Here is a 26043-nt window from a genome sequence, read left to right as displayed (position 1 = left end):
ATGGGTCGTCGATGGTGTCGATGGTCGGGTCATGCAGATGGTGCGGAGTGAAGCTTGCGCGGAGACGGACGGGGTCTGTCCATGCGGGCATGGTGAAGTGGCCGCAGATTGGCCGAAGTTCGCGTGATCGTCACCTGATGAGGCGCGCCGGGCGGGTGCAGACGTGCAGCACATGCTCCAGCGGTCCTCGGCGGAAGAAGCGGGTCCAGGCGGTGGCGAGCACCAGGGCGACCAGGAGGTAGACGGCGAGGTCGACGAGCGCGGGCCCGGTCTCCTCCTCCATGCCGAACTCGCGGATGGCGAGGATGTGCAGGACGTACGCGGTCAGGGCCGTCATCCCGACGGCGCACACGGGGGTGGCGAGGCGGGCGAGGCGCGGCAGCCGGTCCATGGCCGTCACGCACCCCACCACGACCAGCAGCGCGACCCCGGTGTTGCCGAGGACGGAGAACGTCGTCTGGCTGTGCGGCGCGCCCACCAGGAGCCAGGCCGCCGGGGTGTCGTCGACGAGGTAGCCGACGGTGTCGGACCACCAGGCCGAGGCCGCGCCGTCGCCGTCCGCGGCGGCGGCGACGGTGGCCCGCGCGTGCGGGACGAGACGCAGGGCCAGCCAGGAGCCACCGTAGCCGAAGACCGTCAACGCGGCGCCCGCCAGCGCGAGTTGGGAGCGGTTCGCGCTCCGGGTGAGGTCGAGCCGGGCGACCGCCATCCCGGCCAGCATGAACGACGCCCAGGTGAGCACGGGGTATTCACCGGTGAACAGCAGCTCCAGGAAGCCGTCCGTGTCACTGACCCGGGCCAGCGGGTCGGCGGCGGTGATCGCGTCCGCCCAGTCGCCGTTCTCGATCGACAGCCGTACCCCGTACAGGACTTGGGGCATGACGAGCGCGCCGACGGCGGCCAGGAGCGCGAGCGTGCGGGCCCGCAGCCGGCACAGCGGGAGGACGGCGAGGAAGGTCAGCCCGTAGAAGGCGAGGATCACGTCGACGTCGGTGTCGAGGGCGGTCAGGGCGAGCCCGAGGGCGATCAGGACGAGGGAGCGGATCACCATCCGGGCCACGGCCTGCCGTCCGGCGCGGCCGGTGCGCGGGTGCGGGCGGCCGGTGATCAGGACGAGGGTGAAGCCGGCCAGCAGCGCGAACAGCGCGGAGGAGCGGCCCCGCGCCAGCTCCATCACGAAGCCCAGCGGCCCGCCGCCCGCCGGGTCGGGGCCGACATGGGCGGCGTACATGCCGAACACCGCGAGCCCACGGGCGAGATCGATGCCGACCAACCGTCCGGTGACGCGCCTGGCGCGCCTCTCGGCGTCGGTGGCGGCCGTGGGGGCGGGGGTGCGGGCGGGCGGGGTGGCCGGCTCGGCCGACAGGTCGGACGACGTGTCTGGTGTCATGGCTTTCAGCGTCGGGGGCGCGGGGGGCGCGTCACCATCCGGCGGATGGCTGGACCGTCCCCGCCGGTCAGCCGGAGTCACCCCCGCCAGGTGACCGTAAACCGGGAGAAAGGGGAACCCGGCGGCGACTTCGGACGTCGTAGGGGTTCGAAAGAAGTCCAGTGGTGGTCCGACGACGAGCGGGGCACGGGTGATCCGGGTACTGGTGGTCGACGACGAAGCCCTGATCCGTACGGGCTTCGAGCACATCCTCAACTCCGCGGACGACCTCGACGTGGTGGCGGCGGTCCCCGGCGGCCGGGCCGTCCAGGCCGTACGGGAACTGCGCCCCGAGGTCGTCCTGCTGGACATCCGCATGCCGGACGTGGACGGGTTGACCGTCCTCGCCGAGCTGAGAAGACTCCCCCGCCCTCCCGTGGTGGCCATGCTCACCACCTTCGACATGGACGAGTACGTGGCCGCCGCCCTGCGCTCGGGAGCCGCCGGTTTCCTCCTCAAGGACACCGATCCGGAGCAACTGCCGTATCTCGTACGGACTTTGGCGGCGGGCGGGGTCGTCCTGTCGTCCGGGGTGACCCGGACCGTGGTCGACGGGTACCTGGACAACGGGCCCCGGGCGGCCGCCGTACGGCTCGTGGACCGGCTGACCGAACGGGAGCGGGACGTCCTGGTCCTGATCACGGAGGGGCTGTCCAACACCGACATCGCCGAGCGGATGCATCTGGGCACGGGCACGGTGAAGGACCATGTGAGCGCGCTCCTCACCAAGTTGGAGGTGGGCAGCCGGGTGCAGGCGGCGCTGCTGGCGGAACGGGCGGGGCTGCTCAGGCCGTCGCGCCCGCTCGGCGGCGGGCGGGAGAGCGCGTGAGGTCGCCCTCCCGCACCCCGCACGGACCGGTGACGGACGCCCTGCTCGTCGCGGCCTCGCTGCTGGACGTCTGGATCCACGATGTGGGCACCCATCACCCGGGGGAGCTGGCCGCCGCCCTGCTCGCCGCCTGTGCGCTGCTGGCGCGTCGCCGTCTCCCCCTGCCGGCCTTCCTGCTCACGCTGCCGACGGCCCTGTTCACGGACGCGGTGTTCGCCACGCTGGTGGCGCTGTACACGCTCGCCTCGCGCACCCACCACCGGGTGCCGCTGGCCGTGTGCGCGCTGGCGTTCGCCGTCTGCGACCTGACCTGGTGGTCGTGGCCGTCACCGGAGTTCACCGATCTCGACGACCGCCAGGGCCTGATCCCGCTCTCGTACAGCGTGGCGCAGGCGACCGCGCCCCTCTTCCTCGGGCAGCTCGTCCAGGCCCGCCGGGAGCTGTCGCTGCGGCTGGTGGAGGTCTCCGAGGTGAAGGAGCACGAGCGGCTGCTGGTCGCGCAGGGTGTCCTGGCGAAGGAGCGCGCCCAGCTCGCCCGGGAGATGCACGACGCCGTCTCCCACCAGGTCAGTCTGATCGCCGTGCGCGCCGGCGCCCTCCAGGTCGGCAGCCGGGACCCGGAGGCGAAGGAGGCGGCGGCCACGATACGGCTGCTGAGTGTGCAGACCCTGGACGAGCTGCGGCACATGGTGGGCATACTGCGGGCCTCCGGCAGCCGCCCCACCGAACTGACCCCGCAGCCCTCCCTGGCCGACCTCGAACGGCTCGTCACCGGCAGCGGCATCGACACCGATCTGCGCACGGACCTGCCCGCCGACCTTCCGCCACCGGTCCAGCGCGCGGTCTACCGCACCGTGCAGGAGGCCCTCACCAACATCCGCAAGCACGCCCCCGGCGCCACCGCCACCATCCGCCTCCGGCAGCACGGCGGCACCCTCCGCGCCACCGTCACCAACACCGCTCCCAGCCGCCCGGCACTCTCCCTCCCGGGCGCCCACCACGGCCTCATCGGCCTGCGCCAGCGCGCCGAACTCCTCGGCGGAACCGTGACGTCCAGGCATCTGCGGGACGGCGGCTACGAGCTGTGTCTGGAGCTGCCGTCCGACGCCGCACAGTGAAGTGCCCCGGACCGAACCCGGCCCGGGGCACACACTCACGCGGTCACCCGCTCACGCGGTCATCCGCCCACGCGGTCACCCGCCCAAGCGCTACGCGACGCCGACGGGCTGGGCCCGGACCCCGCTGTGCCCCGTCAAACGGAACGTTTCCTCCAGCCGGTCGAACCGCTCCGCCCGGTCCAGCAGATCCGTCCGTAGCGCGAGGATGCCCGCGCGGAGGGCGGTCACGATGAGGTGGGTGCGGTTCTTCGCGGCCAGCTTCTCCCGCAGGCTGCGCATGTGGGAGGCCACCGTGCGGGGTGAGATCGACAGCCGCCTGGACATGTCCGCGTCCGACAGACCGTGGGCTGCCAGAAGGAGGATCTCCAGTTCCCGGGCGCTGAGTCGGCCGTAGCTGTCCACTGCCATGGGGTGCCTGCCTTGTTCGGAGGGGGTCGGGGACCCGTGTGTCGTCCGTGTGCTGCGCTGTGACTCTTCCGTGACAGCCGGGCCCCGGCCATCGACCGTTCGACCGATACCCGGCGGTAGACATCGGCCGATCGGCCTCGGTCCATCCGCCCGACGCGGATCTTTCGCCGGGAACGCGCCAACCGCCCGATTCGGCACGGCTGTTCGACGGCCGACTTCCGCGGTCCACCGGACCGGCCACGTGATCCATGGCATGCTCGGCCGCGTGAGCAGCACCCCCACACGCGTGATGATTGCCGACGATCAGGATCTGGTCCGGGCCGGTTTCCGACTCATCCTCGACGCCCAGGAGGGCATCGAGGTGGTCGGGGAGGCCCCCGACGGGCTCGCGTGCGTGGAGTTGGCGCGCGCGTTGCGGCCGGACGTGTGCCTGGTGGACGTCCGGATGCCGAAGCTGGACGGGCTGGAGGTGACCCGGCTGCTGGCCGGACCGGGAGCCACCCACCCGACCCAGGTCGTCGTGGTCACCAGCTTCGACCAGGACGACTACCTCAACATCGCGTTGCGCAACGGCGCTTGCGGTTTCCTGCTGAAGGACGCCGCGCCCGCGCTGCTGATCGAGGCGGTCCGGGCGGCGGCGCGCGGTGACGCGCTGGTCTCGCCCGGGGTGACGGTCCGGCTGCTGAAGCAGTTGGAGGAGCGGGCGTCGGCACCGGCGGACGGCACCGGTGCACCCGAATCGTCGCTCAGCAGCCGGGAGTTGGACGTCGCCCGGCTGGTCGCGGTGGGCCGCACCAACCAGGAGATCAGCGACGAGCTGTGTCTGTCCCTGTCCACCGTGAAGACGCATCTGGGCCACATCCACCACAAGCTCGGCGTCCGCAACCGCGTCGAGGTCGCCGCCTGGGCCTGGGCCAACGGGACGGTCCGCACCGCGCGTTGACGGTGACTCCATGAACATCTCATGGTCGATCTGTGTCACTCCCCACAGAACGACGCACCACCTGCCAGCGAAGCATGTCCATGCCTAACCTGCACTTCCATGACACCTTCGTCACTCGCGGCACTCTCGGCACGAGCGACCCAGCCACACCACCGCGGCCGCCCCCGGTCACCCGTGCATCGGCTGAGCCACCAGGCCCTGTACCCGGCCCTGGGCGTGCTGTGGCTGCTCGACGTGGGCATCATCGTGTCGCAGCAGCGGGGCCCCCTCGACTGGCTGCCGCTGGTGACCGGCCCGGTCGCCCTCGCGCTGGTGCTCGTGCCCGACGCACGGCTGAGCATCAAGTGGCGTACGGGGGTGTGCGCGGCCCTGTCGACGGCGGTGACGCTGGGCACCTCCCTGATGGGGTGGGCCATGCCCGAGTGGGGGCTGCTGGAGACGGCGTGCATGCTGGTCCTGCTCGCCCGCACCTGCCGCAATGTGGCCCGGCCCCGCGTCGCCCTCGCCCTGGCCGCCGCGATGGGGGCCAGCGTCATCGACGAACCGCTGCGCACCGGGGGCACGGGGGTCACCCTCACCTACCCGTTCCTGCTGACGTTCGCGGTCGGCGGGGCTGTCGGGGCGGGCTGCTATCTACGCACGCTGGACGCCCGCCGCCGCCGTACGATCGCCGCCGTACGGCTCGCCGAGCGGATCCAACTCGCCCGGGAACTGCATGACTTCGTCGCCCATCATGTGACGGGCATCATCGCGCAGGCACACGCCGCCGGCGTGATCCACGAGAGCGCGCCACAGCAGGTCGGCCCCATCCTGTCCAACATCGCCGAGGCCGGGCAGCGGACCATGGACTCCATGCGCCGGCTGATCCGGGTGCTGCGCGAGGACGGCGACCAGACCGTCATCGAGCGGCCCGAGGAGCCGTACGCCGAACTCACCAAGCTGGTCTCGGCGTTCAGCGGCCAGGGCGACGGTTCAAGCGCCCAGCTGGAGATCACCGGAGCCGCCCGGCACAGCGTTCTGCAACCCGAGGTGGGCTCCGCGGTGCATCGCGTGGTGCAGGAGGCGCTGACCAACGTACGGCGGCACGCGCCGGGCAGACAGGCGACGGTACGCGTCCATCGCACCCGCGACGACCTGCTGCGGGTCGATGTGTACAACGACGGGCCGGAGCGGCGGGTCGCGCGGCCCACGGGAGGCCGCGGCGGGTACGGCCTGATCGGGCTGCGCGAGCGGGCGGAGGCGGTGGGCGGCTCGCTGGCGGCGGGCCCGGCCGACGACGGCGGCTGGTGGCTCATCGCGCATTTCCCGGTCCGCACGGAGGCCGCGCTCGAAAACGCCGAGGAATCCGCCGGACCGGGCTCGTCGGCCTCGCCGGCCCGTCGGCCGTCCGGTCGGCACGCCAAGCCGCACGCGCACACGGAGCCCGAACCGGATATGAGTTGGGACGCGGGATGACCACGGCTCGGCCGCGGTTCGGCGAGGGCCGGGGGCCCGGCCCGAGAATTAGGCAATTCTGCGAATCGCGCCGGAACGGACCACCCTCTAATGTCGGAGTCCCAAGGCGCCGGGACGGCCTTCCCTCGTCCCGCAGAGTGGTGAATCGGCGCGGACCGGGCCCTTTCCGGGGCCCGTTCCACCGTTTTCCCGTTCGCCGCCCGAGAGACGCAGGAGCCTTATGAGTACGGCCGTCGTGGTGGGCAGCGGTCCGAACGGTCTCGCGGCCGCCGTGTTCCTCGCCCGGGAGGGCCTGGAGGTCACCGTGCTGGAGGCCGCCGACACCATCGGCGGCGGCACCCGCACCAGCGAACTGACCCCGGGTCTGCTGCACGACCACTGCTCCGCCACACACCCCATGGCCGTCGGCTCGCCGTTCCTGCGGAGCCTCGACCTCGGCCGGCACGGCCTCACCTGGCACCTGCCGGACATCGACTGCGTCCATCCGCTGGACTCCGGCGCGGCCGGGGTCCTGCACCGGTCGGTGCGGGAGACCGCCGACGGCCTCGGTGACGGCGACGGCCGCAGATGGCGACGGGTCTTCGGGCCGCTCGCGGACGGCTACGACGCCCTGGCCGAGGATCTGATGAGGCCGCTCGCGCATGTGCCGCGCCATCCGCTGCGGCTGGCGTCCTTCGGCCCGCGGGCCCTGCTGCCGGCCGCCGTGATGGCCCGGCGGTGGCGTTCCGAAGAGGCCCGCGCCCTGTTCGCCGGGGTCGCCGCGCACGCGTTCCGCCCGTTCGACCGGCCGGCGAGCGCCGCGATCGGTCTGACGATCATCGCCGCCGGTCACCGGCACGGCTGGCCGGTGGCGGCGGGCGGCTCCCGGGCGATCGCCGACGCGCTCGCGGCTCAACTCGCGGAGTTCGGCGGCCGGATCGAGACCGGGGTGCGGGTGCGGTCCGAGGCCGATCTGCCGCCGGCCGACGTGGTCATGTTCGACCTCGCCCCGCGTGCGGTCGCCGACATCCTCGGCGACCGGCTGCCGGGGCGGGTGGCCCGCGCCTACCGCCGCTACCGGTACGGTCCCGGCGCGTTCAAGGTGGACTTCGCCGTCCAGGGTGGTGTGCCCTGGACCAACGAGGCGGCCCGCCGGGCCGGCACCGTCCACCTCGGCGGCACCTACGCGGAGGTCGCCGCCGGCGAGCGGGCGATCCACCGAGGGCGTATGCCGGACCGGCCGTTCGTCCTCGTCGGGCAGCAGTATCTGGCCGACCCCCAGCGCTCGAAGGGCGACGTCCACCCGGTCTGGACGTACGCGCACGTCCCGCACGGCTACGACGGCGACGCCACGGAGGCGGTCGTCGCACAGATCGAGCGCTTCGCCCCCGGGTTCCGCGAACGGGTCCTGGACCTGGCCGTCCGCCCGCCCGCCGGCTTCGAGGAGTACAACGCGAACTACGTCGGCGGTGACATCGTCGCCGGCGCGAACACCGCCTTCCAGCTCGTCCTGCGCCCGCGTGCCGCGCTCGACCCCTACAGCACGGGCGTACCGGGCAGGTACATCTGCTCGGCGGCGACCCCGCCGGGAGCCGGCGCCCACGGTATGTGCGGGGCGAACGCGGCGGCGTCGGCATTGCGCCGGATTCGTCGCTGATTTCTCTTTCCAGAGAGTTCCAGAAAGGCCCGGACCGCACGGTCCGGGCCTTTCTGCGTGCCGCCCGGCGTTCACCGGAACCATGTGAAGCCCGTCACTCCGGAATTCGTCAATTTTCTGGATGTGAAGCCCCTGAGGGCCCCCGTAATGTTCTTTCTCGAAGGGCACGGAAAAAAGGTTCTCCGAAGCCCTCGAAACGAAAGGGAAAAGCGAATGAGCAGCATTGCGAAGGCGATGGACCGTCTGGACCTCCCCGTGGAGGGTGTCATCCTCGCGTCCGCTCGTCCGACCCTCGGTACCCCGCGCATCGGCCGGGTCAGCGGCGCCAACGCCCTGAACGCGCTGGGCGGTCTGGCGGACCTGGCTCAGGCCGCCGGCGGTGTCGCCCAGGTGGTCGGCGCCGCGAGCGCGGTGGAGGCGAACAACGCGGCGGTGGACGCCAACCAGGCCGTCGCCAACGCCGCGAACGCGCAGGCCGCGGCCGTCGGCGGCGCCGTCTGATCCGCTTGACCGATCGACGCAGCACATGAGAACTGCCGGGCCAGAGGTGTGTTCTGGCCCGGCAGTGTGCCTTGAGGCAAAGAACCTTGAGGCAGAAAAATCGCAACCAGAGGCTACCACGAAAGAGGAGCCCGTGAAATTCAGCGGAAAAATCCCTCCCGTCATTCCGGGGCGGATCACCTCTGCGGTCTTCGGACCGGCTCCGGTCGGCAGGGACCGTGCCCTCGGCATCTCCGAGCGACTGGCCGCGGTGTCCAGCCTGCAGTCCTCCCTGGAGTATCTGAGCCAGCGCAAGGACATCGAGAAGGGCGGAATGAACGACTGGGAGGTCGCCCGGCAGAACCTGGCCGGGGCCGGCCCCCTGACGCGCCGTCTGGTCGACGGGGTCAGCGGAGTGCGGACCACGACCGCCCTGCACGTCGCCCGCTCCGCCGTGGCCCTCGCCATGCTGCTGCCCGGCGACTCCCGCTGGCGGGGCGCCGGCAGCCTCTTCCTCGGTGCCTCGTCCGCGGTGCTCTCCCCCCGCCACCACTACGGCGGCGACGGCTCCGACCAGGTCGCCACCCTGGTGCAACTGGCCACCGGCGCCGCCCGGGTGGTGCCCTCCCCGGCCGCCAAGGACGCGCTGCTCTGGTACGCCGCGCTGCAGGCCAACATGGCCTACGCGATATCCGGCTGGGTCAAGCTGTTCGGCAAGCCCTGGCGGGACGCCACCGCGCTCGGCGGCGTGATGCGCACCCGCACCTACGGGCACGAGGGCATGCACCGCTGGACCGTGGAACACCCGAAGACCGCCAAGGTGCTCACCCACAGCGTGCTGGCCCTGGAGTGCCTCTTCCCGCTGGTCTACGCCCGGGGCGGCAAGCTGACCCGCTCCATGATCACGAGTGCCGCCGCGTTCCATGTGGCCAACGGCTACTTCATGGGCCTCAGCCGGTTCGTCCCCGCCTTCCCCGCCTTCCACCCCCTCGTCGCCTACACCAGCACCCCGCGCTCCCACCCGATCGGCGCCGCCCGCGACGACCGGGCCCGGACCGTCGCCGCCGTCGCGCTCGCGGGCGGCGCCGCCGCGGCCGCCGTCACCGCCGTACGCCGCCGGCTGCGCACCACCGAGGGCTGGCACACCTCCCGCACCCTGACCACCCGGCACGGCAACCAACTCCAGTACGAGGAGTACTCACCGGGACAACCCGACCGGCCGGTGATCGTGCTGGCCAGCGGACTGCTCTCGACCAGCGAGCACTACGCGTGGATCGCCGAACGCCTGTGCCACGAGACCCGGTACGGGGTCGTCACCTACGCCCGCGCCGGTTACGCCGGCAGCCGACGCCGGGCCACCACCGCGTTCCGGCTGTCGGAGTCCGTCCATGACCTCGTCGACCTCGTCAACGGCGCCGTCGCCCCGCACCGCAAGGTGATCCTCGTCGGCCACTCCATCGGCGGCGAACTCGCCCGCCGTGCCGCCCGGCAGCTGGGCGACCGGCTCCAGGGCATCGTCTACCTCGACTCCTCCCACCCCGGCCAGTTCACCAGCGGGCTGGGCACGATCGAGCGGGGCCTGTCGGGCAACTTCGCCTCCGTCAGCCGGGCGCTGCGGCTCGGCTCGGGTCTGCTCCTCACCCGCCCGGTGTGGATCAGCGAACTGCCGTACGCCTACCGGAAGAAGGTGTTCGCGCAGTACGCGGACGCCCGGATGTGGGAGGCCGCGCGCCGCGAATGGAAGGGGATCCGCGAGGACTTCGGCTCGTTCACCGGTGCCCTCGCCCGCATCGAGGGCGTCCCCGCGCTGGTGGTCTCCGCCCAGCGGACCGTGGACCGCAGCCCCGAACAACTGCTGCTGCACAGGGAACTCGCCGAGGCCCATGTCGGCGCGCCCGCCGAGACCGTGGTCATCGAGGGCGCCACCCACGAGAGCATGCTGATCAACAGCCGCCACGCGAACCAGGTCACGGACCGCATCCTCGCGTTCTTCGACGGCCTCGACCACCACTCCCCCGCAGGCCGTAGCGCCGCTTCGGACTCCTCCTCCGCTTCCGCCGGCCGCCCCACCCGTCCCGCCACGCGGAAGGAGAGCGCGCGATGAGGTCGCTGACCCGTACGTACCTGAAGAAGGCCCTCACCGGCGAGGGCGCCCCCTGGCGGATCGCCGGAGCCGCGATGCTCCTGCTCACCCTCGCCGGCCAGCACCCCCACCACGACTTCAGCCGGGTCCGGTCCCGGGACCACTTCTCGCTCCTGCCGAACTGGCGGTTCTTCGCCCCGCACCCGGCCATGTTCGACTACCACTTCCTGTACCGCACGGTGAGCGGCGACGGTTCGGCGTCCACCTGGCGCGACGCCAGCGGCATCGTCGACCGCAAGCCGATGCACCTGGTGTGGTTCCCGACCCGCCGCGCCGACAAGGCCGTCTTCGACGCCTGTCAGGAGATCCTGCCGCGTCTGGAGCAGGGCTTCGCCGCAGCCACCAGCACCCCCGGCTGCCGGCTGATCACCGAGCATGTCCGCACCCGTATCGCGGCCGAGGAGACACCGGCCGACGACATCCGGGGCTTCCAGTTCGCACTGGCCTCCGGCACCGGCTACGACATGCGCCAGGACCCCCGGCTCATGTTCGTCTCCCCGTTCATCCCGCTCGACCCCTACGCGCCGAGGACCCCGCTCACCCCCTCCGCTCCGGCCGCCTCGGCCAAGACCGAAGTGAGGGCCTGACCATGAGCCTCGACAATCCCTTCTTCATCAGCGGCCTCGCCCTGGTCGGAATCGGCTTCATCAAGGCGGCCCTGCTCTACGTCCAGGTGGTGCGCGAGCGCAAGCACGACGGGAGTGACTCCGAGTGAGCCCCCTCGGCACGCGGCCCCCGGCCAGGCCGCGGGCCGTCCACCGGGCGGTCCCGCAGCTCCATCTGCATCTGCTGTGGGGCAAGGGGGCCAAGCCGTGGCGGGCGCTCGGCCGGCATCGCGGGCTGATCGGACTCGGCATCCTGCTGGGCCTGTTGGGCGCCGCCGCCTCCCTGGCGCAGCCCGCGGTCATCGGCGCGCTGGTCGCCACCGTCGAGCAGGGGCAGCCGGTGACCGAGCCCATCATGATCGCCGCGGCCCTGTTCCTCGCCGACGCCGTCCTCGGCGCCCTCCACTCGTACGTCATCGGGCTGGCCGGGGAGAACATCGTCTACGACATCCGCAGCAGCCTCGCCTCCCGGCTGCTGCGGTCCCGGTTCCGGGCGTACAGCGGCTGGAAGCAGGGCGATGTGTTCGCCCGGATGGTCAGCGACACGCTCCTCGCCCGGACCACGATGACGCACGCGATCGACAGCATCATCCAGAACGGGTTCCTGGTCGTCGGCGGTATCGCGCTGATGGCCTGGGTGGACGAGGTCCTGCTGCTGGCCACCCTGGGCTGTCTCGGCGTCACCAGCGTCATCTCGCTGTGGCTGGCGCGCGGCGTACGGAAGGTGTCGATCACCAACCAGACCGACACCGGCAACTTCGGCTCCGCGCTGATGCGGGTGCTCGGCGCGATGCCCACCGTGAAGGCGTCCCGCGCCGAGACCCGCGAGGCGGAGGGCATCGCGGACATCGCCAAGCAGGCCCGCAAGTCGGGGATCAAGGTGACGGTCCTGTCGTCGCTGCTCGACCCCACGATGAGCATCGGCACGCAGCTCGCCCTGACCGTCGTCATCGCCCTGGGCGCGGCCCGCAGCGCGACGGGCCAGATGAGCGCCGCCGACCTGACCGCGTTCATCCTCTATCTGTTCTATCTGGTGGCCCCGCTGCTGACGCTGTTCACCTCCATCGCCCAGTTCCAGGTCGGCCGGGCCTCGATCGACCGTCTCGCCGAGCTGGGGAAGATCGAGGTGGAGGGCGACCGGGCGACGGAACCCCCCGTCGAGCGCAAGCGCGGCCCCCGTTCCTCCAGGGGCGCGTACGACAGCGGTCTCGTCTTCGACAAGGTGACGTTCGCCTATCCCGGCACCGACAAGATCGTCCTCGACGACGTCTCGTTCAAGGTCCCGGCCACCGGGCTGACCGCCGTGGTGGGCCCGTCCGGCGCCGGCAAGTCCACCGTCTTCCAGCTGATCGAGCGGCTCTTCGACCCGGTGTCGGGGGCGATCCGCATCGACGGCACGGACATCACCGACATGCCGCTGAACAAGCTCCGGTCCGTCGTCGGCTACGTCGACCAGGACCACACCCTGCTGCGCGGCACCGTCCGCGAGAACCTCACCTACAGCGCGCCGGACGCCGGGGACAAGGACGTCGCCGAGGCGCTGCGCATGGCCAACCTGACCGAGGTGATCGCCGCGCTTCCGCACGGCCTCGACACCGAACTGGGCGACCGGGGCGCGGGGTTGTCGGGCGGTCAGCGCCAACGTCTCGCCATCGCCCGTACGTTGCTGCAGGCGCCCCGGATCCTGCTGCTGGACGAGGCCACCGCCAACCTCGACAGCGAGTCGGAGAACGCGCTGCGCGACAGCATCGCCATGATCTCCGACTTCTGCGCGGTCATCGCCATCGCCCACCGGCTGTCCACCGTCACCGAGGCCCAGCGGATCGTCGTGCTCGACCGGGGCGAGATCCACGCGATCGGCACCCACGACGAACTCCACCAGCACAGCGACCTCTACCGCCGGCTCGCCCGCATCCAGTCGCTCACCGACGTGGCGTCCTGAACCAAGTACCCGACAACAGAACAGAGTTACCGAAGTCATCTGCGTTATCGGAGTTATCGGAGTTACCGACTGGAGAGTGTGATGAACGATTTCCTGCTGATCCCGTTCGTGGTGGCCCTCGGCATCGTCGGCTTCCTGATCACCACCCGGGCCGTCAGCACCCCCGCCGTCCTCGGCGTCGCCCTGGTGGTGCTGCTCGGCGCCTGCGCCCAGGCCAGACGGAGCACCCATCCGAGGCCCACCCCGCCCAAGAAACGGAGGCACCACCCATGAGCACCCCGACCAAGCCCGCCACGTCCACCGGCTCCACCACGGGCGGCATCATCGACGACATCGGCTACGGCCGGCAGTTCGACGACTGGTACCACCGGCTCTTCCCCGACGACGCGTCCGTCGTCGCCGAGGTCGACCGTCTGGTCTCCCTCCACCCGGACCCGGCCTCGGGCACCGTCGAGTTCGGCGTCGGCAACGGACGCGTCGCGCTCCCGCTGTCCCGCCGCGTCGGCCCGGTCACCGGCGTCGACTGCTCGCCCGAGATGCTCGGCCTGCTGCGCCGCGACCGCACCGACGAGACGCCCGTAGACGCCGTGCACGGCGACATCCGCACCTACACCGCCGACCGCACCGTGGGGCTCGTGTACGCCATCTGCGCCACCCTGTCGATGCTGCTGACCCCGGAGGAGCAGCAGCAGGCCGTGCAGCGTGCCGCCGATCTCCTGGCTCCCGGCGGGCGGTTCGTCGTGGAGACCCACAACAAGCCGGCCATCCTCGCCCTGCACGAAGGCCGGGCCCGCACCACGTACTTCACGCCGTACCCGGAGCCCGGCACGGGGCTGCAGAGCCACTCGCTGCTGCTGCCCGAGGGGTCGCTCTGGCACCTCTCGCACGTCTGGTTCGAGTCCGACGGCACCAGCCGCGTCGGCACCGAGGTCTCCCGGCTGACCTCCCCCGACGAGTTCGACACCTACGCCCGCACCGCCGGCCTCGTCCCCGAATCCCGCTTCGGCGACTGGCCCCCCGACGCGGCCCCCTACTCCCCCCACTCCCCCCTGGCCATCTGCACCTACGTCAAGCCTTGACCGCCCCGGGCATGAGGGGGCCGGGGACACCTCCCCGGTCCCCTCGGTGGGCCTTGCCCCGACCAGCGCTGAGTCCGCGCCCAGTTTTCCGAACCGCATGGCACGGTGGCCGTATGAATCTGGCCCCTGCCCTCCTGGCTGACCTGCACGCCCCTGACGCCCGGGATCGCGATGCCGCCGCTGAGCAGCTCGGTGATCTCCTGCGTGGGTCGAGCCTGACGCAGGACGAGACGGAAACGGCTGTCGCGTGCTTGCTCACCACTGCCGTGAAGGACCCGGACGACGCTGTCCGTGAGAGTGCTCTCAACGCCATCGGTAACGCCTCTGAACGCCGAGACCTGCCGCTCCGGCTGGTCGCCGGACTGGCGCCGTGCCTCCCCACGATGACCGCCCCTCTCCTGGAGCACGCCCTCGGCATTCTCGGCTCCACCCGTGCCCCTGACGCCCGCCCGATGATCGAGCCCTATCGGCACCACCCCGTGGACTACGTCCGCGAGGCCGCGGCCATGGCGCTCGCAGAGCTGCCCGGAGGGAAGCCGTCTCGTGGCTGAGCGGTCTTGAGCCCATGCAAGGATCGGACCATGGATGAAGTACGTTTCTGGGCCCTCATCGCATCGTTCGACTGGGAACGGGCCGGTGACGACGAGGCGGTGCTCGCTCCCGCCTCGCAGGTGCTTCAGGCACTGCCGTCGCGGGACATCGTCGCGTTCGAGGACCTGCTTGCCACCAAGCTTTTCGCTCTGGATACGCGAGAGCACGCCCGTTGGTGCTATCGGGGAGAGGCGGACCCGGACGACGGAGACGATTACATTTCCGCCGACGACTTCCTGTACGCGCGTTGTGTCGTGGTGGCGAACGGAAGGGAGTTCTACGAGGAGGTACTCGCGGATCCCTCGCGTTTCCCGACCGGGATGGAATTCGAGTCTCTCCTGTACCTCGCCGCCAACGCGTACGAGGCCCAGACCGGAGCGCCGCACGACCAGCGCACGAGCGTGTCCTGGGAGAGCTTCAGCAATACCGCCGGATGGCAGCCCACCCGCGGCACGAAGGGGGGACGCTACACCGGGCCTGAGGTACCGCCGTTGAACCGACGGCCCGCATAGGGCCGGTTTCCGGGGCGCGGGTCGCCGACCGAGTCGGCGAGAAGGCCGGGCTTCCGGCCCCAGCGGTACGCACTGACCGACGGTCCCCGCCCCCGCGCTCACAGGGCGATCAGACCCGCCGTCGTCTCCTTGAAGCCGCAGGTGTCGAAGTAGAACGGCCGCAGGTGCTCCTCGAAGTCGACGTGCAGCCACTCGCACCCCGCGGCGCGGGCTTCTCCGGCCGCGGTCGCGATCAGCGCGGCGCCGATCCCTCGGGTGCGGCGGTGCCGTGCCACCACCGTGTCGAGGACGAAGGCGTGGACTCCGCCGTCCCAGGCGAGGTTGACGAAGCCGATCAACGCCCCGTCCTCCCGCGCGCAGACCCAGCCGAGACTGTGCCGTTCGAGTCGTTCCCGCCACGCGGTCCGGCCTACGGGGTGTCCGAAGCAGTCGGCGTGCAGCGCGTTGAGGTCGGCGTCGGCGAAGTCGCCCCGCCACTCGTATGCGATGTCGATGCTCACTCCCCGATCATAGGCACCGCCCCCATTAATTGAACATGTTCAAAAGGAGAGGGTACGCTGGTGACGAGCGAAGCCGAGGGGGTTCGATGAAGGTAGTGCTGCCCGGGGGAACCGGACAGGTGGGTGCGTTGCTCGATCGCGCGCTGACGGCGGCCGGGCATGAGGTGACGGTGCTGACCAGGCGTCCCACGCGGGCGCGTCACCGCGGCTGGGACGGGTCCACGCTCGGCCCCTGGGCCGAGGCGATCGACGGCAGCGATGTCGTGGTCAACCTGGCGGGGCGCAGCGTCTCCTGTCGTTACACCGCCGAGAACATGCGGGCCATGATGGACTCCCGGGTCGATTCGACACGCGTGGTCGGCGAGGCGATCGCCGCCGCCGCACGTCCCCCACGTGTCTGGCTGCAGATGAGTACGGCGACGATCTACGCCCACCGCTTCGACGCCGCGCACGACGAGGCGACCGGCGTCATCGGCGGCTCCGAGTCCGGGGTGCCGGACTACTGGGCGTACAGCGTGGAGATCGCGAGGAACTGGGAGCGGGCGCAGACCGAGGCGCCGACGCCCGCGACCCGCAAGGTGGCACTGCGCGCGGCGATGGTCATGAGCCCGGACCGGGGCGGGGTGTTCCACATCCTGTCGCGGATGGCGCGCCTCGGGCTGGGCGGTCCGGTGGCCGGCGGCGCGCAGTACGTCTCCTGGATCCACGGCGAGGACTTCGTACGGGCGGTGGAGTTCCTGATCGCCCGGGACGACCTCGACGGCCCGGTGAACCTCTCCTCGCCCGGCCCCCTGCCGCACCGCGACTTCATGCGGACGCTGCGCGGGGCCTGGGGCGTTCCGGTGGGTCTGCCGGCGACCCGCTGGATGGCCGAGCTGGGGGCCTTCGCCCTGCGCTCGGACACCGAACTGCTGCTCAAGAGCCGCCGGGTGACGCCGGGTCGGCTGCGCGCGGCCGGGTTCGACTTCGCGTATCCGGACTGGGAGGGGGCCGCCGCGTCCCTCGTACGAAGTGCCGGACGGAAGTCCACGGGCGTCGCGTCCGACGCCAGCGGCCCACCCGGCGGGGTGAGAAATTCGGTGGGGTGACGGGAACGAACCTGCCACGATCGTCGGATGGGCGCGTTGGATGCGGTGGCGGGCAGGGTCGCGGGCGGGGAGACCGTGGAGTTCCGGCCCAGCGGATTTTCGATGGTTCCGCTGATACGCAGTCGGCAGCGGGTGGTCGTCGCTCCGGTCGATCCGGCGAAGGTGGCGGTGGGTGACATCGTCCTCGCCCGTGTCGCGGGCACGGTCTATCTGCACCTGGTGTCCGCCGTGGACCCCGCCAGGAAGCGGGTGCAGATCAGCAACAACCGTGGCCACGTCAACGGTTGGACCGGTCACGACCGTGTCTTCGGCATCTGTGTCGCGGTCGAGGGCGTGGCCCGGCCGACGGCCGCGGGCAAGACACGCACACCGGACGCGGACGAGAAGTAGACGCCGCGGGCGGCACGCTGGACGGATCCGTCCGGGAGCATGTGGCTCCCGCCGCCCCCACCGGCCCAACCGACCCCACCGCCGCCACCGCCGCCACCGCCCCCGAGTCGGGCTCTACTTGTCCCAGATCTTGCGGTACGCCTGACGGTAGCCCTCCGAGTCCCAGGACAGTGCGCCGCCGCTGTTGTCGGCGGTGGTGATGTGGACGGGTGCGACGTAACGGCTGGCGGGCTCGCCCGCGAAGGCGCGGTTGAACTCGTCGACGATCTGCCAGCCCTGTTCGGACAGGGGCTCGGGAACGGTCGCGGCCTGGAACTGCTTGCCGTTGATCCGCTCGAAGGCCGAGGGATCGCCGTCACCGGCGCCGATGTTGAACGGGGCGCCGTCGCCCTGGTGACCGGCGGCGCGCAGTGCGGGTGCCGCGTGGTCGAAGTACAGGTCGTTGATGGCGGCGGAGTAGGTCCATCGGTCGCCGAAGCGGGACTGGAGGGAGGAGACCTTGTCGACGGTACGGCTGTTGGCCTCCGGGATGGGGATGTCCTCGTGGCTCAGCAGCTCGACGTCGGCGCAGGTGGCGAGTTGCTTCTCGATGAGGTCCGACTTCCGTTTCGCGAACGGTATGGAGGCGTCGGTGAAGAGCACCACGCCCGCGCGACCGCCGGAGCGGGCGATGATCCAGTCGGCGCTGATCTCCGCGACGTCCTCGACCTTGGTGGTGACGTTGGTGAAGAGTTTCGGATCGGTGCTGGGGCCGGGGGCGGCGGTGGCGTGCCAGCCGATGAGCGGGATGCCCGCGGCGTTCGCCCGTGCGACCTGCTCGGTCACGGACCCGGGGTCGAAGCCGCCGACGACGATGCCGGAGGGCTTGAGGGCGAGGGCCTCGGCGAAGGCGGCCCGGATGCCCTCGGGCGTGCCCTGCCCGTCGATGGTGCGCACATCCCAGCCGATGACCTTCGCCGCTTCCTGGACACCTCTGGCGACGCCTGAGACACCGGGGTTGGTCATGGTCTGGGCGACATAGGCGAGGGTCCGGTCGGGGACGGCATCGGGTCCGGTGGTGGGGCCGCTCCAGGGGGCGTTGATGTCCTCGGCCTCCTTGACGGCCCGCTTCGCCTCGGCGAGGACGGCGGGGCAACCCGGCTTCGGCGCACCGACCGTGGACGCGTCGCCGGCCGAACCGCTGTCGCAGCCGGCGACGGTCGTGGCGAGAACCAGGAACGTGACGGCTGCCGCGGTCGCTCTGCGGGTGGGATGCACGGGGTCTCCTCAACGGGGCACGAGGGGGCAGGGGTTGCGTGGGGGGAGGAGAACGACCCGGCGGACGGCCGGAATCGGAGCACGCCGGCGCCACGACGGCAGCGCAACGGCAGCACGACGGCCGCACCTCGGGCTGCGGCCCGGCGGGTTGTCGCGGTGGGAATGTAGCAGGGCCCCGACCCGTCCCTCCACGGGCGGCCTTACCGCTCAGTAGGCGCGTGCGAACAATTCGTAATCAATTCTTGATTACACACAGGCTCAAAGCGATCACACAGGCGATAGTCTCCACCGGCCGGATCCGGACACATGACGGGATCTCGCCCCCACCCGAACATCGAAGGAGGCCAGCGTGCCCACGAACACAGTGGAGCCGCCGCCCGGACCCAAGGACCGGACTCCTCCGTTCCGCCGGAGGGCGGGGTCCGTTCTCGCCCGGTGGCCGTTCCGGCGGAAGCTCAACGTGCTCGTCGTCGCGCCCATCGCGGTCGTCGGCGTCCTGCTGGGCATCGGCGTCACCGGCCAGATCGAGCAGGTCCGCGAGACCGACCGCATCGCCGAGATGGTGCGCGACAGCGAGCAGGTCGCCGCGCTCATCAACGACATCCAGGCCGAACACCGGCTGGCACTCCTGCTGTCCGTGCAGTACGAGGCGGGCCGCCCCGGAGCGGCCCGGCCGTCGACCACCGCCTACCGCGAGGCGCAGCGAACCACCGATGAGCGGGTCGCGGCCGTACGGTCCGCGTTCGGGTCGAGCCTCCCGGCCGAGGAGGCACAGGCACTGCAGTACATCGCCGGCCTCGACGCCCTGCGGGAGAAGCTCGGCCGGGACTACGTCCCCGCCGCCAACATCGACCCCGCCTACGCCGCCGCGGTCGGCTATCTCATCGACGGCATCGGACTCGACCGCTTCGCGGCGACCTCGCAGTCCTCGGTCACCAATCTGCTGGACGCGGCGCTGCGCGCGGACGCGGCCCACGCGGCGTTCGAGAGCGCCGTGTTCTCCGCGCAGACCCGGGACGCCAACGCCCTCACCGAGTACACCCGCGCGGCCGGCGCCCACGAGCTGTACACCTACCAGGCGGACCGCTTCGGCCGTATCGCCACGCCGCAGCAGGTCCTGGCCATGAACGGCATCGAGCGCGGCGCCGAACAGAACGACATCACCTCGCAGTTCGCGGAACTGCAGGTCGATCCGGCCTCCCTGCAGTCGCAGTCCACACGGGAGTTGCGCGAGAAGATCGCCGCCGGAGAACGACAGGCCGACACCCGTCTCGGCATCACCCGGACGCTGATCGACCAGACCGCCGCCCAGGCCGACTCGCTGTCCGCGAACGCCCTGTACAAAGCGTGGCTGATGCTCGGTGCCGCGCTGCTCGGCTTCGCCGCGTGGCTCGGGTTCTGTGTCCTGGTCCGTCGCTCGGTCGTCCGTCCCCTCATGGCCCTGACCGGTGCCGCCCAGCAGGTGGTCGAGGCCGCGGACGAGGAGCTCGCCCGGGTCGCCGACGACGAGTCCCCCGACGCCGCCCCGTTCCGGCCGCAGGCCATCCCCGTGCCGGTCCGCGACGACATCGGCGTACTCGCCGAGGCGTTCAACCATGTGCAGGTCACCGCCGCCGCGCTGCTGGAGCGGCAGGTGCTGAGCCGCCGCAACGTCGCCGAGATGTTCGGCAACGTGGGGCGCCGGGTCAGCAATCTGACCACCCGCCAGCTGTCGTTGATCGACGCCGTGGAACGCGAGGAGACCGACCCCGACCTCCTCGAACGGCTATACCGCATCGACCACATCGCCGTACGGCTCCAGCGCAACGCCGACAGTCTGATGCTGCTCGCCGGCATCCGGGAGACCGATGTCGAGGCCCGGCCGACCATCCTGGCCGACGTCATCCGCTCCGGCCTCGGCCGGATCGAGGGCTATCAGCGGGTGTCCCTGCGGTCCGAGACGGACATCACCATCGGGCCCGACATCGTCGGCGATCTGACGCTGCTGCTCGCCGAACTGCTGGAGAACGCGGTCTCGTTCTCCCCGTCCCACACCTCCGTCGAGGTGGTCGTACGGCCCGGCACCGATGTCACCAAGGACGGCGGGGCCCTGATCGAGGTCATCGACCACGGCCTCGGCATGAGCGCGGAACGGCTCGACGAGGAGAACGCCCGCCTCGTCCGCCGGGAACGGCTCGACCTCGTACCGACGAAGGTGCTGGGCCTCTTCGTGGTCGGCAGCCTGGCCCGCCACCTCGGACTGCGCGTCACCCTGAGCCGTACCCCGGGCGGGGGCGTCACCGGCACCGTCTGGATCCCCTCCACGCTGCTGCTGACGATGAGTCCGGTGGACGGCACACCGGCCGGGGCGGCGCCTACGACGAGACCCGAGGCGGCGACAGTCGTACCCGCACCGGCCGTCGTACCCGCACCGGCGGTCGCGACCGTTGCCGAACGGCGGCCGACGGTCGTGTCACCCCCCGGCGACCTGCCCCGACGCATCCCGTCCCGCCCCGGCGCGGGACGGGCACCAACTCCCGAGGGGCCTTCACCGACGGCCACCGCCCGGCCGCTGCGCCGACGGGTCCGGGGCGCCACGCTCACCGTGACCACCCCGGCGGCCGACCGGAGCGTCCCATCGGTACGACAGTCGCTCGACGCCGACGCCGTCCGCACGGAACTCGACGAGTTCGAGGCCGCCGTACGCCGGGCGGAACGGGACGCGGCCACACCCCCGGACGAGCAGAACGCCGCCGTCCTCGGAAACCTCGGAAACCCCAGCAGGCCAGAAGGAGACGGGCAGTGACCACGTCGGCAGATGACATCACCCCCGAACAGGCGCAGCCCGACGATCTGCGCACCGCGGCAGCCGACTTCACCTGGCTGCTCGACCGGTTCGCCACCGACACCGCCGGGGTCGTCGACGCCATCGCGGTGTCGTCCGACGGCCTGCTGATCGCCGTCTCCCAACTACGCGACAGGGCCGACTCCGAGCGGCTCGCCGCGATCGTCTCCGGCATCACCAGCCTCGCCGCCGGGGTCTCCGGCAACTACGCGCTGGGCGGCCTCAACAAGGTCATCATCGATCTGGAGGGCGGCCATGTGCTGGTCTCGGCCATCGGCAACGGCGCCGTGCTCGGCGTGGTCGCCTCCAAGGAGGCGAAGCTGGGCAACATCGCCTACGAGATGACCCTCTTCGCCAACCGTGCCGGGGCCGCGCTCACCCCGCAGCTGGTGATGGAGCTGAAGAACAGCGTCGGCTCCACACCGGCCGGCTGACCGTCCCACGAGGCAGGAGGTCGTCATGGCCGACGGTGGAGAACGACCGCGCGAGTCGGCGCGGACAGCGGAGCCGACAGGGACAGCGGAGTCGGATCCGGTCGATCCGGTCGATCCGGTCGGCCGCGCCCCCGCCGTCCGGCCGTTCCTGCTGACCGCCGGGCGGGTGTCGGGGGCGGGCAGGGCGGCACCGATCCCGATCGAGACCCAGATCGTGGCGACCTCGGCCGGCCTCTCCGTCCTCGGCACGCTCGCCTTCGAACACCACGACATCGTCGCCGCCTGCCGGCAGCCGCAGTCCGTGGCGGAACTGGCCGCTCACCTGCGACTGCACCTCAACGTCGTCCGAGTGCTCGCCGAAGACCTGTGTGCCGCCGGGCACTTGGCAGTCCACGTGCCCAACGCCCGGACCGCGCAGGACATCTCCGTACTCCGAAGGGTTATCCATGGTCTCCGCGCCGTCCCCGACTCACGGGGCACACTCCGCGACAGCGGCTGAACAGCCGCAGGAGCAGCCACCGCTGCCGGTCAAGCTGGTCGTCGCCGGCGGCTTCGGGGTCGGCAAGACCACCACCGTGGGCTCGATCTCCGAGATACGGCCGCTCACCACGGAGGCCGCCATCACCGAGGTCGCGGCCGGTGTGGACGACCTCACACACACGCCCGACAAGACCACCACCACCGTCGCCATGGACTTCGGCTGCATCACCCTCGACCCGACCCTGAAGCTGTACCTGTTCGGGACACCGGGCCAGGACCGGTTCGGCTTCATGTGGGACGACGTGGTCGAGGGCGCCCTCGGGGCCCTGGTCATCGTGGACACCCGCCGCCTCGACGACTGCTACGCCGCCGTCGACTACTTCGAGCACAAACGCATCCCCTTCGCGGTCGCCGTCAACGCCTTCGACGGGGAGGTCGAACACGACCTGGACGAGGTGCGCTGGGCCCTGGACATCGCCGACCACGTCCCCCTCACCGTCTTCGACGCCCGCCGCACCGGCTCCGTCCGCGACGCCCTCCTGGTCGTCCTCGACGTAGCCCTCACCCGCGCCGAATCGGCCACGACGACCTGACCCCGAGACGCACGGCACCACCCCGTCGGGGCCCGCCGGTCAGGCCGCCGAGGTCCGTTCTACTGACACCGCGGACACCACACCGTCGTCCGGCCCGCCGTACGAGACCGGCGAAGGGAGCTGCCGCAGCGCGGGCACGTGGGGGCGGGGTCGTCCCGGTGGCCGGTCAGCCAGGAGTCGCGGGGCGGGACGCGGCCGACGGTGACCGCGGAGCGCAGGGTGCGGCGCATGTGGGTGTACAGGCGACGGCAGTCGCTCTCGGTGAGATCGCTCGCCCGGCCGGTCGGACGCAGCCGGGCGCGCCACAGTATCTCGTCGGCCAGGAGGTTGCCGAGGCCGGCCAGGACGGACTGATCGGTGAGGGCCTTCTTGACGCTGCTCCGGCGTGCGGAGAGCACGGCCGCGAACTCCCCAGGGGCCACCGCCAGCGCGTCGGGCCCCTGCCCGGCCAGCAGCCGTGCCGTTTCCCGCTCGTCGTCGGCCAGCCAGATGCCCTGGAGTTTGCGCTGGTCGCGATAGCGCAGCTGCCGGTCGCGGGCCAGGGTGAACAGGACACGGTCGTGCGCCTCGACCTCGTCGTCGGGACGGCAGCAGAGCAGCAGGCCGGTCATGCCGAAGTGCAGCACGAGGGTGGGGCCGCCGGTCCGCGCGAGCAACCACTTGCCGTGCCGCCCCGGCTCGGTGAGACGCCGGCCTTCCAGCGCCTCACGCAGCCGCCGGGCGCTCACACCGTGCAGTACGCCCGGGTCGCGCACGTCGACACTCTGGATGACCCTGCCCTTCCCGCAGGACGCGAGCACCCTCCGGAACCCCTCGACGTCCGGCAGCTCAGGCATGGGACACCTCCGCCTCACCTTCCCCGAGAAACATGGTGCTCCCGGCCAGGCGTCCGTGCGCGACCGCACCCACCCGAGGGCACCGGATCGGTCGCACTGCCGGTCGTACTGTCGGTCGCACTGTCGGTCGCGCTGCCGGTCGCCCTCACGAACGCCCGCGCGCGTGACCGTCGCCGGGCCGGTACTCCGAGCCGGCGCGACCGACCGCCAGCGTCAGTTCGAGGACCCCCTGGGGCGACGCGAGATCCGGAAACAGTTCCCGCAGCTGCGACATCCGGTACCGGACCGTCTGGGGATGGATGAACAGCGCCGCCGCGACCTCGTCCCGCCTGCCCTGGTGCAGCAGCCACGCCCGCAAGGTCTCCTCCAGCCGCCGAGCGGTCGCGTCGGGCAGGGTCCGCAGCGGTGCGAGGGCTCGGGCACGCAGGTCCGCGAACGCCTCCACGTCGGCGCTCAGCACCAGCTCGGGCAGGTGGTCCTCGGTGTCGCGGATGTCGGAGGAGAGGGAGCGCGCGCGGACGGCTCGTGCGTACGAGGCGGACGCACGCGTCCAGGGCCGGGCCGGGCCGACCACGGCGGTGCGGTCGGTCAGTTGCCGCAGGAGATGGGAGCGGTCGGCATCGGGGACGAGCAGCACACCGGTGGCGTCCGGCAGGTCGTCGAGGACAAGAGTGCTCGGGTCGACCGCGCGGTAGGCGGGCCGGGCCTGGGCGGCGGGCAGCAGGACCGCGGTCAGCGAGACCGGAGGCTGCCACCCGGCCCGCTGGGCAGAGGCCAGCAGCACGTCCGGGCTCGCGCCGGCGAGGAGGTCGCGGGCCAGGTGTTCCAGGTGGCGCTCGTGGGCCCTGCCCCGGGCGGCCAGTTCGTCGGCGTGGCCCGCGGCGCTCGCGGCGGAGAGCTCGTCGATGTAGGCGAAGGTCAGCTCGGCGAACTTGGCGACCTCGGCGGCGGGCAGGCCCGCGGGTACGGCACCCGCCGCCAGGCATCGCCAGGCCACGCGGGCGCCGACGCGGTAGGCGCTGAGCAGGGCGTCCATCGAACGGCCGTCGCGGACCTCGCCGCGGCCCAGCTCGTAGGCCGCGTCACCGGCGTCGCCGCCGGTGGCGTTCCCGCTCGCGAGGTCCAGGTAGTGCCCCAGGGCGGTGCGGACGGCTCGGCGGATGGTGGCGCCCATGTGGCCCGAGAGGGCGTTGGCGTAGGGAGGGACCTCGTCGATGATCGCCTGGACGACCTCGTCGGCGGTGGTCCTCAGCGCGGCCCGCAGCGCTGTGACCGTCGTCTCGTCGAGGGCCAGTTCGCTGGCCCTTCGGATTGCATGGCCCATTTTTTATTCCCTGCGAACAATTCAGCCGACCAGATTCACGTCCTGCGGTCAGGACTTTACGCCCTGAGGCACAGCAAGCTGGAGTCATGACGAGTACAGCCCTCCGCAGCAGGGCGTGGAAACTGCTGGAGATGGTCACGACGCCGCTGCTGCCGTCGGACTACCTCGACCTGGTCAGCCCGCTGCGTGCGGGCGCCGACCTGCGGGGGCGCATCGAGGCCGTGCACCCCGAGACGGGTGACGCCGCGACCCTCGTGATCAGACCGGGGCGGGGCTGGCGCGGTCACACGGCCGGTCAGTACGTGCGGATCGGGGTCGACGTCGACGGGGTGCGGCTGTGGCGTGCCTACTCGCTCACCTCACCGGCCAAGCGCGAGGACGGCCGCGTCACGATCACCGTGAAGGCGATCCCGGACGGCAAGGTCAGCAACCACCTGGTCCGCAGGGCGGAACCGGGCACGCTGATCCAACTCGACCAGGCGGCCGGTGACTTCGTGCTGCCGCGGGCGAAGCCCGCCAAGGTGCTCTATCTGACGGCCGGCAGCGGCATCACGCCCGTGATGGGCATGTTGCGCGACACCGAGTTCGACGACGTCGTCATGGTCCACAGTGCGCCGCGGCCGCAGGACGTGATCTTCCGCGACGAACTGCACGCCCTGGTCGCGGACGAGAAACTGCGGCTCACCGAGGTGCACACCGACACGGACGGCATGCTCGACATCGCCCGTCTCGACGCACTCGTGCCCGACTGGGCCGAGCGCGAGACCTGGGCCTGCGGGCCCGCGGGCCTGCTCGACGCCGCCGAGGAGCACTGGAGCGAGCACGGCGTACGGGAGCGCCTGCACACCGAGCGGTTCCGCCCCGGCATCGTCGTCACCGGCGACGGTGGCGAGGTCACGTTCAGCACCACCGGCAAGACCGTCGACGCGGACGGCGCCACGCCGTTGCTGGACGTCGGCGAGGAGGCCGGCGTGCTCATGCCGTCCGGGTGCCGTATGGGCATCTGCTTCGGCTGCGTCACGCCGCTCAAGGCGGGCGCCGTCCGCGACCTGCGCACCGGCGAGATCACCGAGGCCGAGCCGGGCGTCCTCATCCAGACCTGTGTGTCCGCCGCGGCGGGCCCCTGCGACATCGAACGGTAGGAGCA

Annotated in this window: 27 protein-coding genes; 21 read left to right on the top strand and 6 right to left on the bottom strand. The window is 71.5% G+C overall.

What is annotated here, in order from left to right; translation table 11 throughout:
* Window positions 1-130: 130 nt before the first annotated feature.
* Window positions 131-1390, bottom strand: a complete 1260-nt coding sequence (locus ACZ7MG_RS03440; protein WP_471396161.1) for a DUF418 domain-containing protein — start codon at window positions 1388-1390, stop codon at window positions 131-133.
* A 190-nt stretch (window positions 1391-1580) separates the two neighbouring features.
* Between ACZ7MG_RS03440 and ACZ7MG_RS03435 the strand changes: the two genes are divergently transcribed.
* Window positions 1581-2258, top strand: a complete 678-nt coding sequence (locus ACZ7MG_RS03435) for a response regulator (RefSeq protein ID WP_471396162.1) — start codon at window positions 1581-1583, stop codon at window positions 2256-2258.
* Window positions 2255-3376: a sensor histidine kinase gene (locus ACZ7MG_RS03430; protein WP_471396164.1), complete on the top strand. Its 1122-nt coding sequence runs from the start codon at window positions 2255-2257 to the stop codon at window positions 3374-3376. The genes ACZ7MG_RS03435 and ACZ7MG_RS03430 overlap by 4 nt, the downstream gene beginning before the upstream one ends.
* A gap of 90 nt (window positions 3377-3466) precedes the next feature.
* On the opposite strand, the gene ACZ7MG_RS03425 is transcribed toward ACZ7MG_RS03430, so the two are convergent.
* The gene (locus tag ACZ7MG_RS03425) at window positions 3467-3784 is read right to left on the bottom strand and encodes a response regulator transcription factor (RefSeq protein ID WP_471396167.1); all 318 of its coding nucleotides are present in this window, start codon (window positions 3782-3784) and stop codon (window positions 3467-3469) included.
* Between the two features lie 253 nt (window positions 3785-4037).
* Here ACZ7MG_RS03425 and ACZ7MG_RS03420 point away from each other — a divergent pair, with 253 nt between their 5' ends.
* The 12 genes from ACZ7MG_RS03420 to ACZ7MG_RS03365 all read left to right on the top strand — a co-directional run bounded on the left by ACZ7MG_RS03420 (window position 4038) and on the right by ACZ7MG_RS03365 (window position 15170).
* Window positions 4038-4727, top strand: a complete 690-nt coding sequence (locus ACZ7MG_RS03420) for a response regulator (RefSeq protein WP_471396170.1) — start codon at window positions 4038-4040, stop codon at window positions 4725-4727.
* Between the two features lie 99 nt (window positions 4728-4826).
* Window positions 4827-6182 (top strand): sensor histidine kinase, encoded by a 1356-nt coding sequence (locus ACZ7MG_RS03415; protein ID WP_471946105.1) that lies wholly within the window; start codon window positions 4827-4829, stop codon window positions 6180-6182.
* A gap of 220 nt (window positions 6183-6402) precedes the next feature.
* Entirely contained in the window at window positions 6403-7818 is a 1416-nt protein-coding gene (locus ACZ7MG_RS03410) for a phytoene desaturase family protein (protein WP_471396173.1), read from the top strand.
* Window positions 7819-8031: 213 nt separating this feature from the next.
* Window positions 8032-8319 carry a hypothetical protein gene (locus ACZ7MG_RS03405; RefSeq protein ID WP_236067477.1) on the top strand — a complete coding sequence of 96 codons (288 nt, stop codon included), beginning with the start codon at window positions 8032-8034 and terminating at the stop codon, window positions 8317-8319.
* A 133-nt stretch (window positions 8320-8452) separates the two neighbouring features.
* On the top strand, window positions 8453-10402 hold the full coding sequence (locus tag ACZ7MG_RS03400) for an alpha/beta fold hydrolase (RefSeq protein ID WP_471396175.1): 1950 nt from the start codon (window positions 8453-8455) through the stop codon (window positions 10400-10402).
* Window positions 10399-11028: a hypothetical protein gene (locus ACZ7MG_RS03395; RefSeq protein ID WP_471396176.1), complete on the top strand. Its 630-nt coding sequence runs from the start codon at window positions 10399-10401 to the stop codon at window positions 11026-11028. The genes ACZ7MG_RS03400 and ACZ7MG_RS03395 overlap by 4 nt, the downstream gene beginning before the upstream one ends.
* Window positions 11029-11030: 2 nt before the next feature.
* On the top strand, window positions 11031-11156 hold the full coding sequence (locus ACZ7MG_RS03390) for a hypothetical protein (protein ID WP_471396178.1): 126 nt from the start codon (window positions 11031-11033) through the stop codon (window positions 11154-11156).
* On the top strand, window positions 11153-12988 hold the full coding sequence (locus ACZ7MG_RS03385) for an ABC transporter ATP-binding protein (protein WP_471396180.1): 1836 nt from the start codon (window positions 11153-11155) through the stop codon (window positions 12986-12988). The genes ACZ7MG_RS03390 and ACZ7MG_RS03385 overlap by 4 nt, the downstream gene beginning before the upstream one ends.
* 81 nt (window positions 12989-13069) lie before the next feature.
* Window positions 13070-13261: a hypothetical protein gene (locus ACZ7MG_RS03380; RefSeq protein ID WP_471396182.1), complete on the top strand. Its 192-nt coding sequence runs from the start codon at window positions 13070-13072 to the stop codon at window positions 13259-13261.
* The gene (locus tag ACZ7MG_RS03375; protein WP_471396183.1) at window positions 13258-14067 is read left to right on the top strand and encodes a class I SAM-dependent methyltransferase; all 810 of its coding nucleotides are present in this window, start codon (window positions 13258-13260) and stop codon (window positions 14065-14067) included. Before ACZ7MG_RS03380 ends, ACZ7MG_RS03375 begins: the two co-directional genes overlap by 4 nt.
* Window positions 14068-14180: 113 nt before the next feature.
* The gene (locus tag ACZ7MG_RS03370) at window positions 14181-14618 is read left to right on the top strand and encodes a hypothetical protein (RefSeq protein WP_471396185.1); all 438 of its coding nucleotides are present in this window, start codon (window positions 14181-14183) and stop codon (window positions 14616-14618) included.
* Window positions 14619-14648: 30 nt separating this feature from the next.
* Complete coding sequence (locus ACZ7MG_RS03365) at window positions 14649-15170, top strand: DUF4240 domain-containing protein (RefSeq protein WP_471396187.1); 522 nt, start codon at window positions 14649-14651, stop codon at window positions 15168-15170.
* Window positions 15171-15268: 98 nt separating this feature from the next.
* On the opposite strand, the gene ACZ7MG_RS03360 is transcribed toward ACZ7MG_RS03365, so the two are convergent.
* A complete protein-coding gene (locus tag ACZ7MG_RS03360) occupies window positions 15269-15664 on the bottom strand; it encodes a GNAT family N-acetyltransferase (RefSeq protein ID WP_471396238.1) in 396 nt (131 codons plus the stop codon).
* Window positions 15665-15756: 92 nt separating this feature from the next.
* Between ACZ7MG_RS03360 and ACZ7MG_RS03355 the strand changes: the two genes are divergently transcribed.
* Both ACZ7MG_RS03355 and ACZ7MG_RS03350 read left to right on the top strand, forming a co-directional pair.
* Window positions 15757-16758: a TIGR01777 family oxidoreductase gene (locus ACZ7MG_RS03355; RefSeq protein WP_471396188.1), complete on the top strand. Its 1002-nt coding sequence runs from the start codon at window positions 15757-15759 to the stop codon at window positions 16756-16758.
* A 27-nt stretch (window positions 16759-16785) separates the two neighbouring features.
* Window positions 16786-17148 carry a S26 family signal peptidase gene (locus tag ACZ7MG_RS03350; protein WP_471396189.1) on the top strand — a complete coding sequence of 121 codons (363 nt, stop codon included), beginning with the start codon at window positions 16786-16788 and terminating at the stop codon, window positions 17146-17148.
* A gap of 114 nt (window positions 17149-17262) precedes the next feature.
* On the opposite strand, the gene ACZ7MG_RS03345 is transcribed toward ACZ7MG_RS03350, so the two are convergent.
* Window positions 17263-18405, bottom strand: coding sequence for a substrate-binding domain-containing protein (locus ACZ7MG_RS03345; protein ID WP_471396191.1), 1143 nt, complete (start codon window positions 18403-18405; stop codon window positions 17263-17265).
* A 349-nt stretch (window positions 18406-18754) separates the two neighbouring features.
* Between ACZ7MG_RS03345 and ACZ7MG_RS03340 the strand changes: the two genes are divergently transcribed.
* From ACZ7MG_RS03340 to ACZ7MG_RS03325, 4 genes are read left to right on the top strand one after another with little or no spacing between them, the layout of a single operon-like run.
* Window positions 18755-21190, top strand: coding sequence for a sensor histidine kinase (locus tag ACZ7MG_RS03340; RefSeq protein ID WP_471396193.1), 2436 nt, complete (start codon window positions 18755-18757; stop codon window positions 21188-21190).
* Window positions 21187-21663 (top strand): roadblock/LC7 domain-containing protein, encoded by a 477-nt coding sequence (locus ACZ7MG_RS03335; protein WP_471396195.1) that lies wholly within the window; start codon window positions 21187-21189, stop codon window positions 21661-21663. The genes ACZ7MG_RS03340 and ACZ7MG_RS03335 overlap by 4 nt, the downstream gene beginning before the upstream one ends.
* 25 nt (window positions 21664-21688) lie before the next feature.
* On the top strand, window positions 21689-22162 hold the full coding sequence (locus ACZ7MG_RS03330; protein ID WP_471396196.1) for a DUF742 domain-containing protein: 474 nt from the start codon (window positions 21689-21691) through the stop codon (window positions 22160-22162).
* Window positions 22110-22736, top strand: a complete 627-nt coding sequence (locus ACZ7MG_RS03325; protein ID WP_471396198.1) for a GTP-binding protein — start codon at window positions 22110-22112, stop codon at window positions 22734-22736. Before ACZ7MG_RS03330 ends, ACZ7MG_RS03325 begins: the two co-directional genes overlap by 53 nt.
* Before the next feature lie 59 nt (window positions 22737-22795).
* On the opposite strand, the gene ACZ7MG_RS03320 is transcribed toward ACZ7MG_RS03325, so the two are convergent.
* Window positions 22796-23572 carry an Fpg/Nei family DNA glycosylase gene (locus ACZ7MG_RS03320; RefSeq protein WP_471396200.1) on the bottom strand — a complete coding sequence of 259 codons (777 nt, stop codon included), beginning with the start codon at window positions 23570-23572 and terminating at the stop codon, window positions 22796-22798.
* A 145-nt stretch (window positions 23573-23717) separates the two neighbouring features.
* Window positions 23718-24896, bottom strand: coding sequence for a PucR family transcriptional regulator (locus ACZ7MG_RS03315; RefSeq protein ID WP_471396202.1), 1179 nt, complete (start codon window positions 24894-24896; stop codon window positions 23718-23720).
* Window positions 24897-24982: 86 nt separating this feature from the next.
* Here ACZ7MG_RS03315 and ACZ7MG_RS03310 point away from each other — a divergent pair, with 86 nt between their 5' ends.
* Window positions 24983-26038 carry a ferredoxin reductase gene (locus tag ACZ7MG_RS03310; protein WP_471396204.1) on the top strand — a complete coding sequence of 352 codons (1056 nt, stop codon included), beginning with the start codon at window positions 24983-24985 and terminating at the stop codon, window positions 26036-26038.
* Window positions 26039-26043: the final 5 nt, after the last annotated feature.

The organism is Streptomyces sp. NPDC107538, assembly GCF_055657445.1.
The sequence above is the reverse complement of the archived record's forward strand: the minus strand, read 5'-3'. Positions and strand labels throughout refer to the sequence as shown.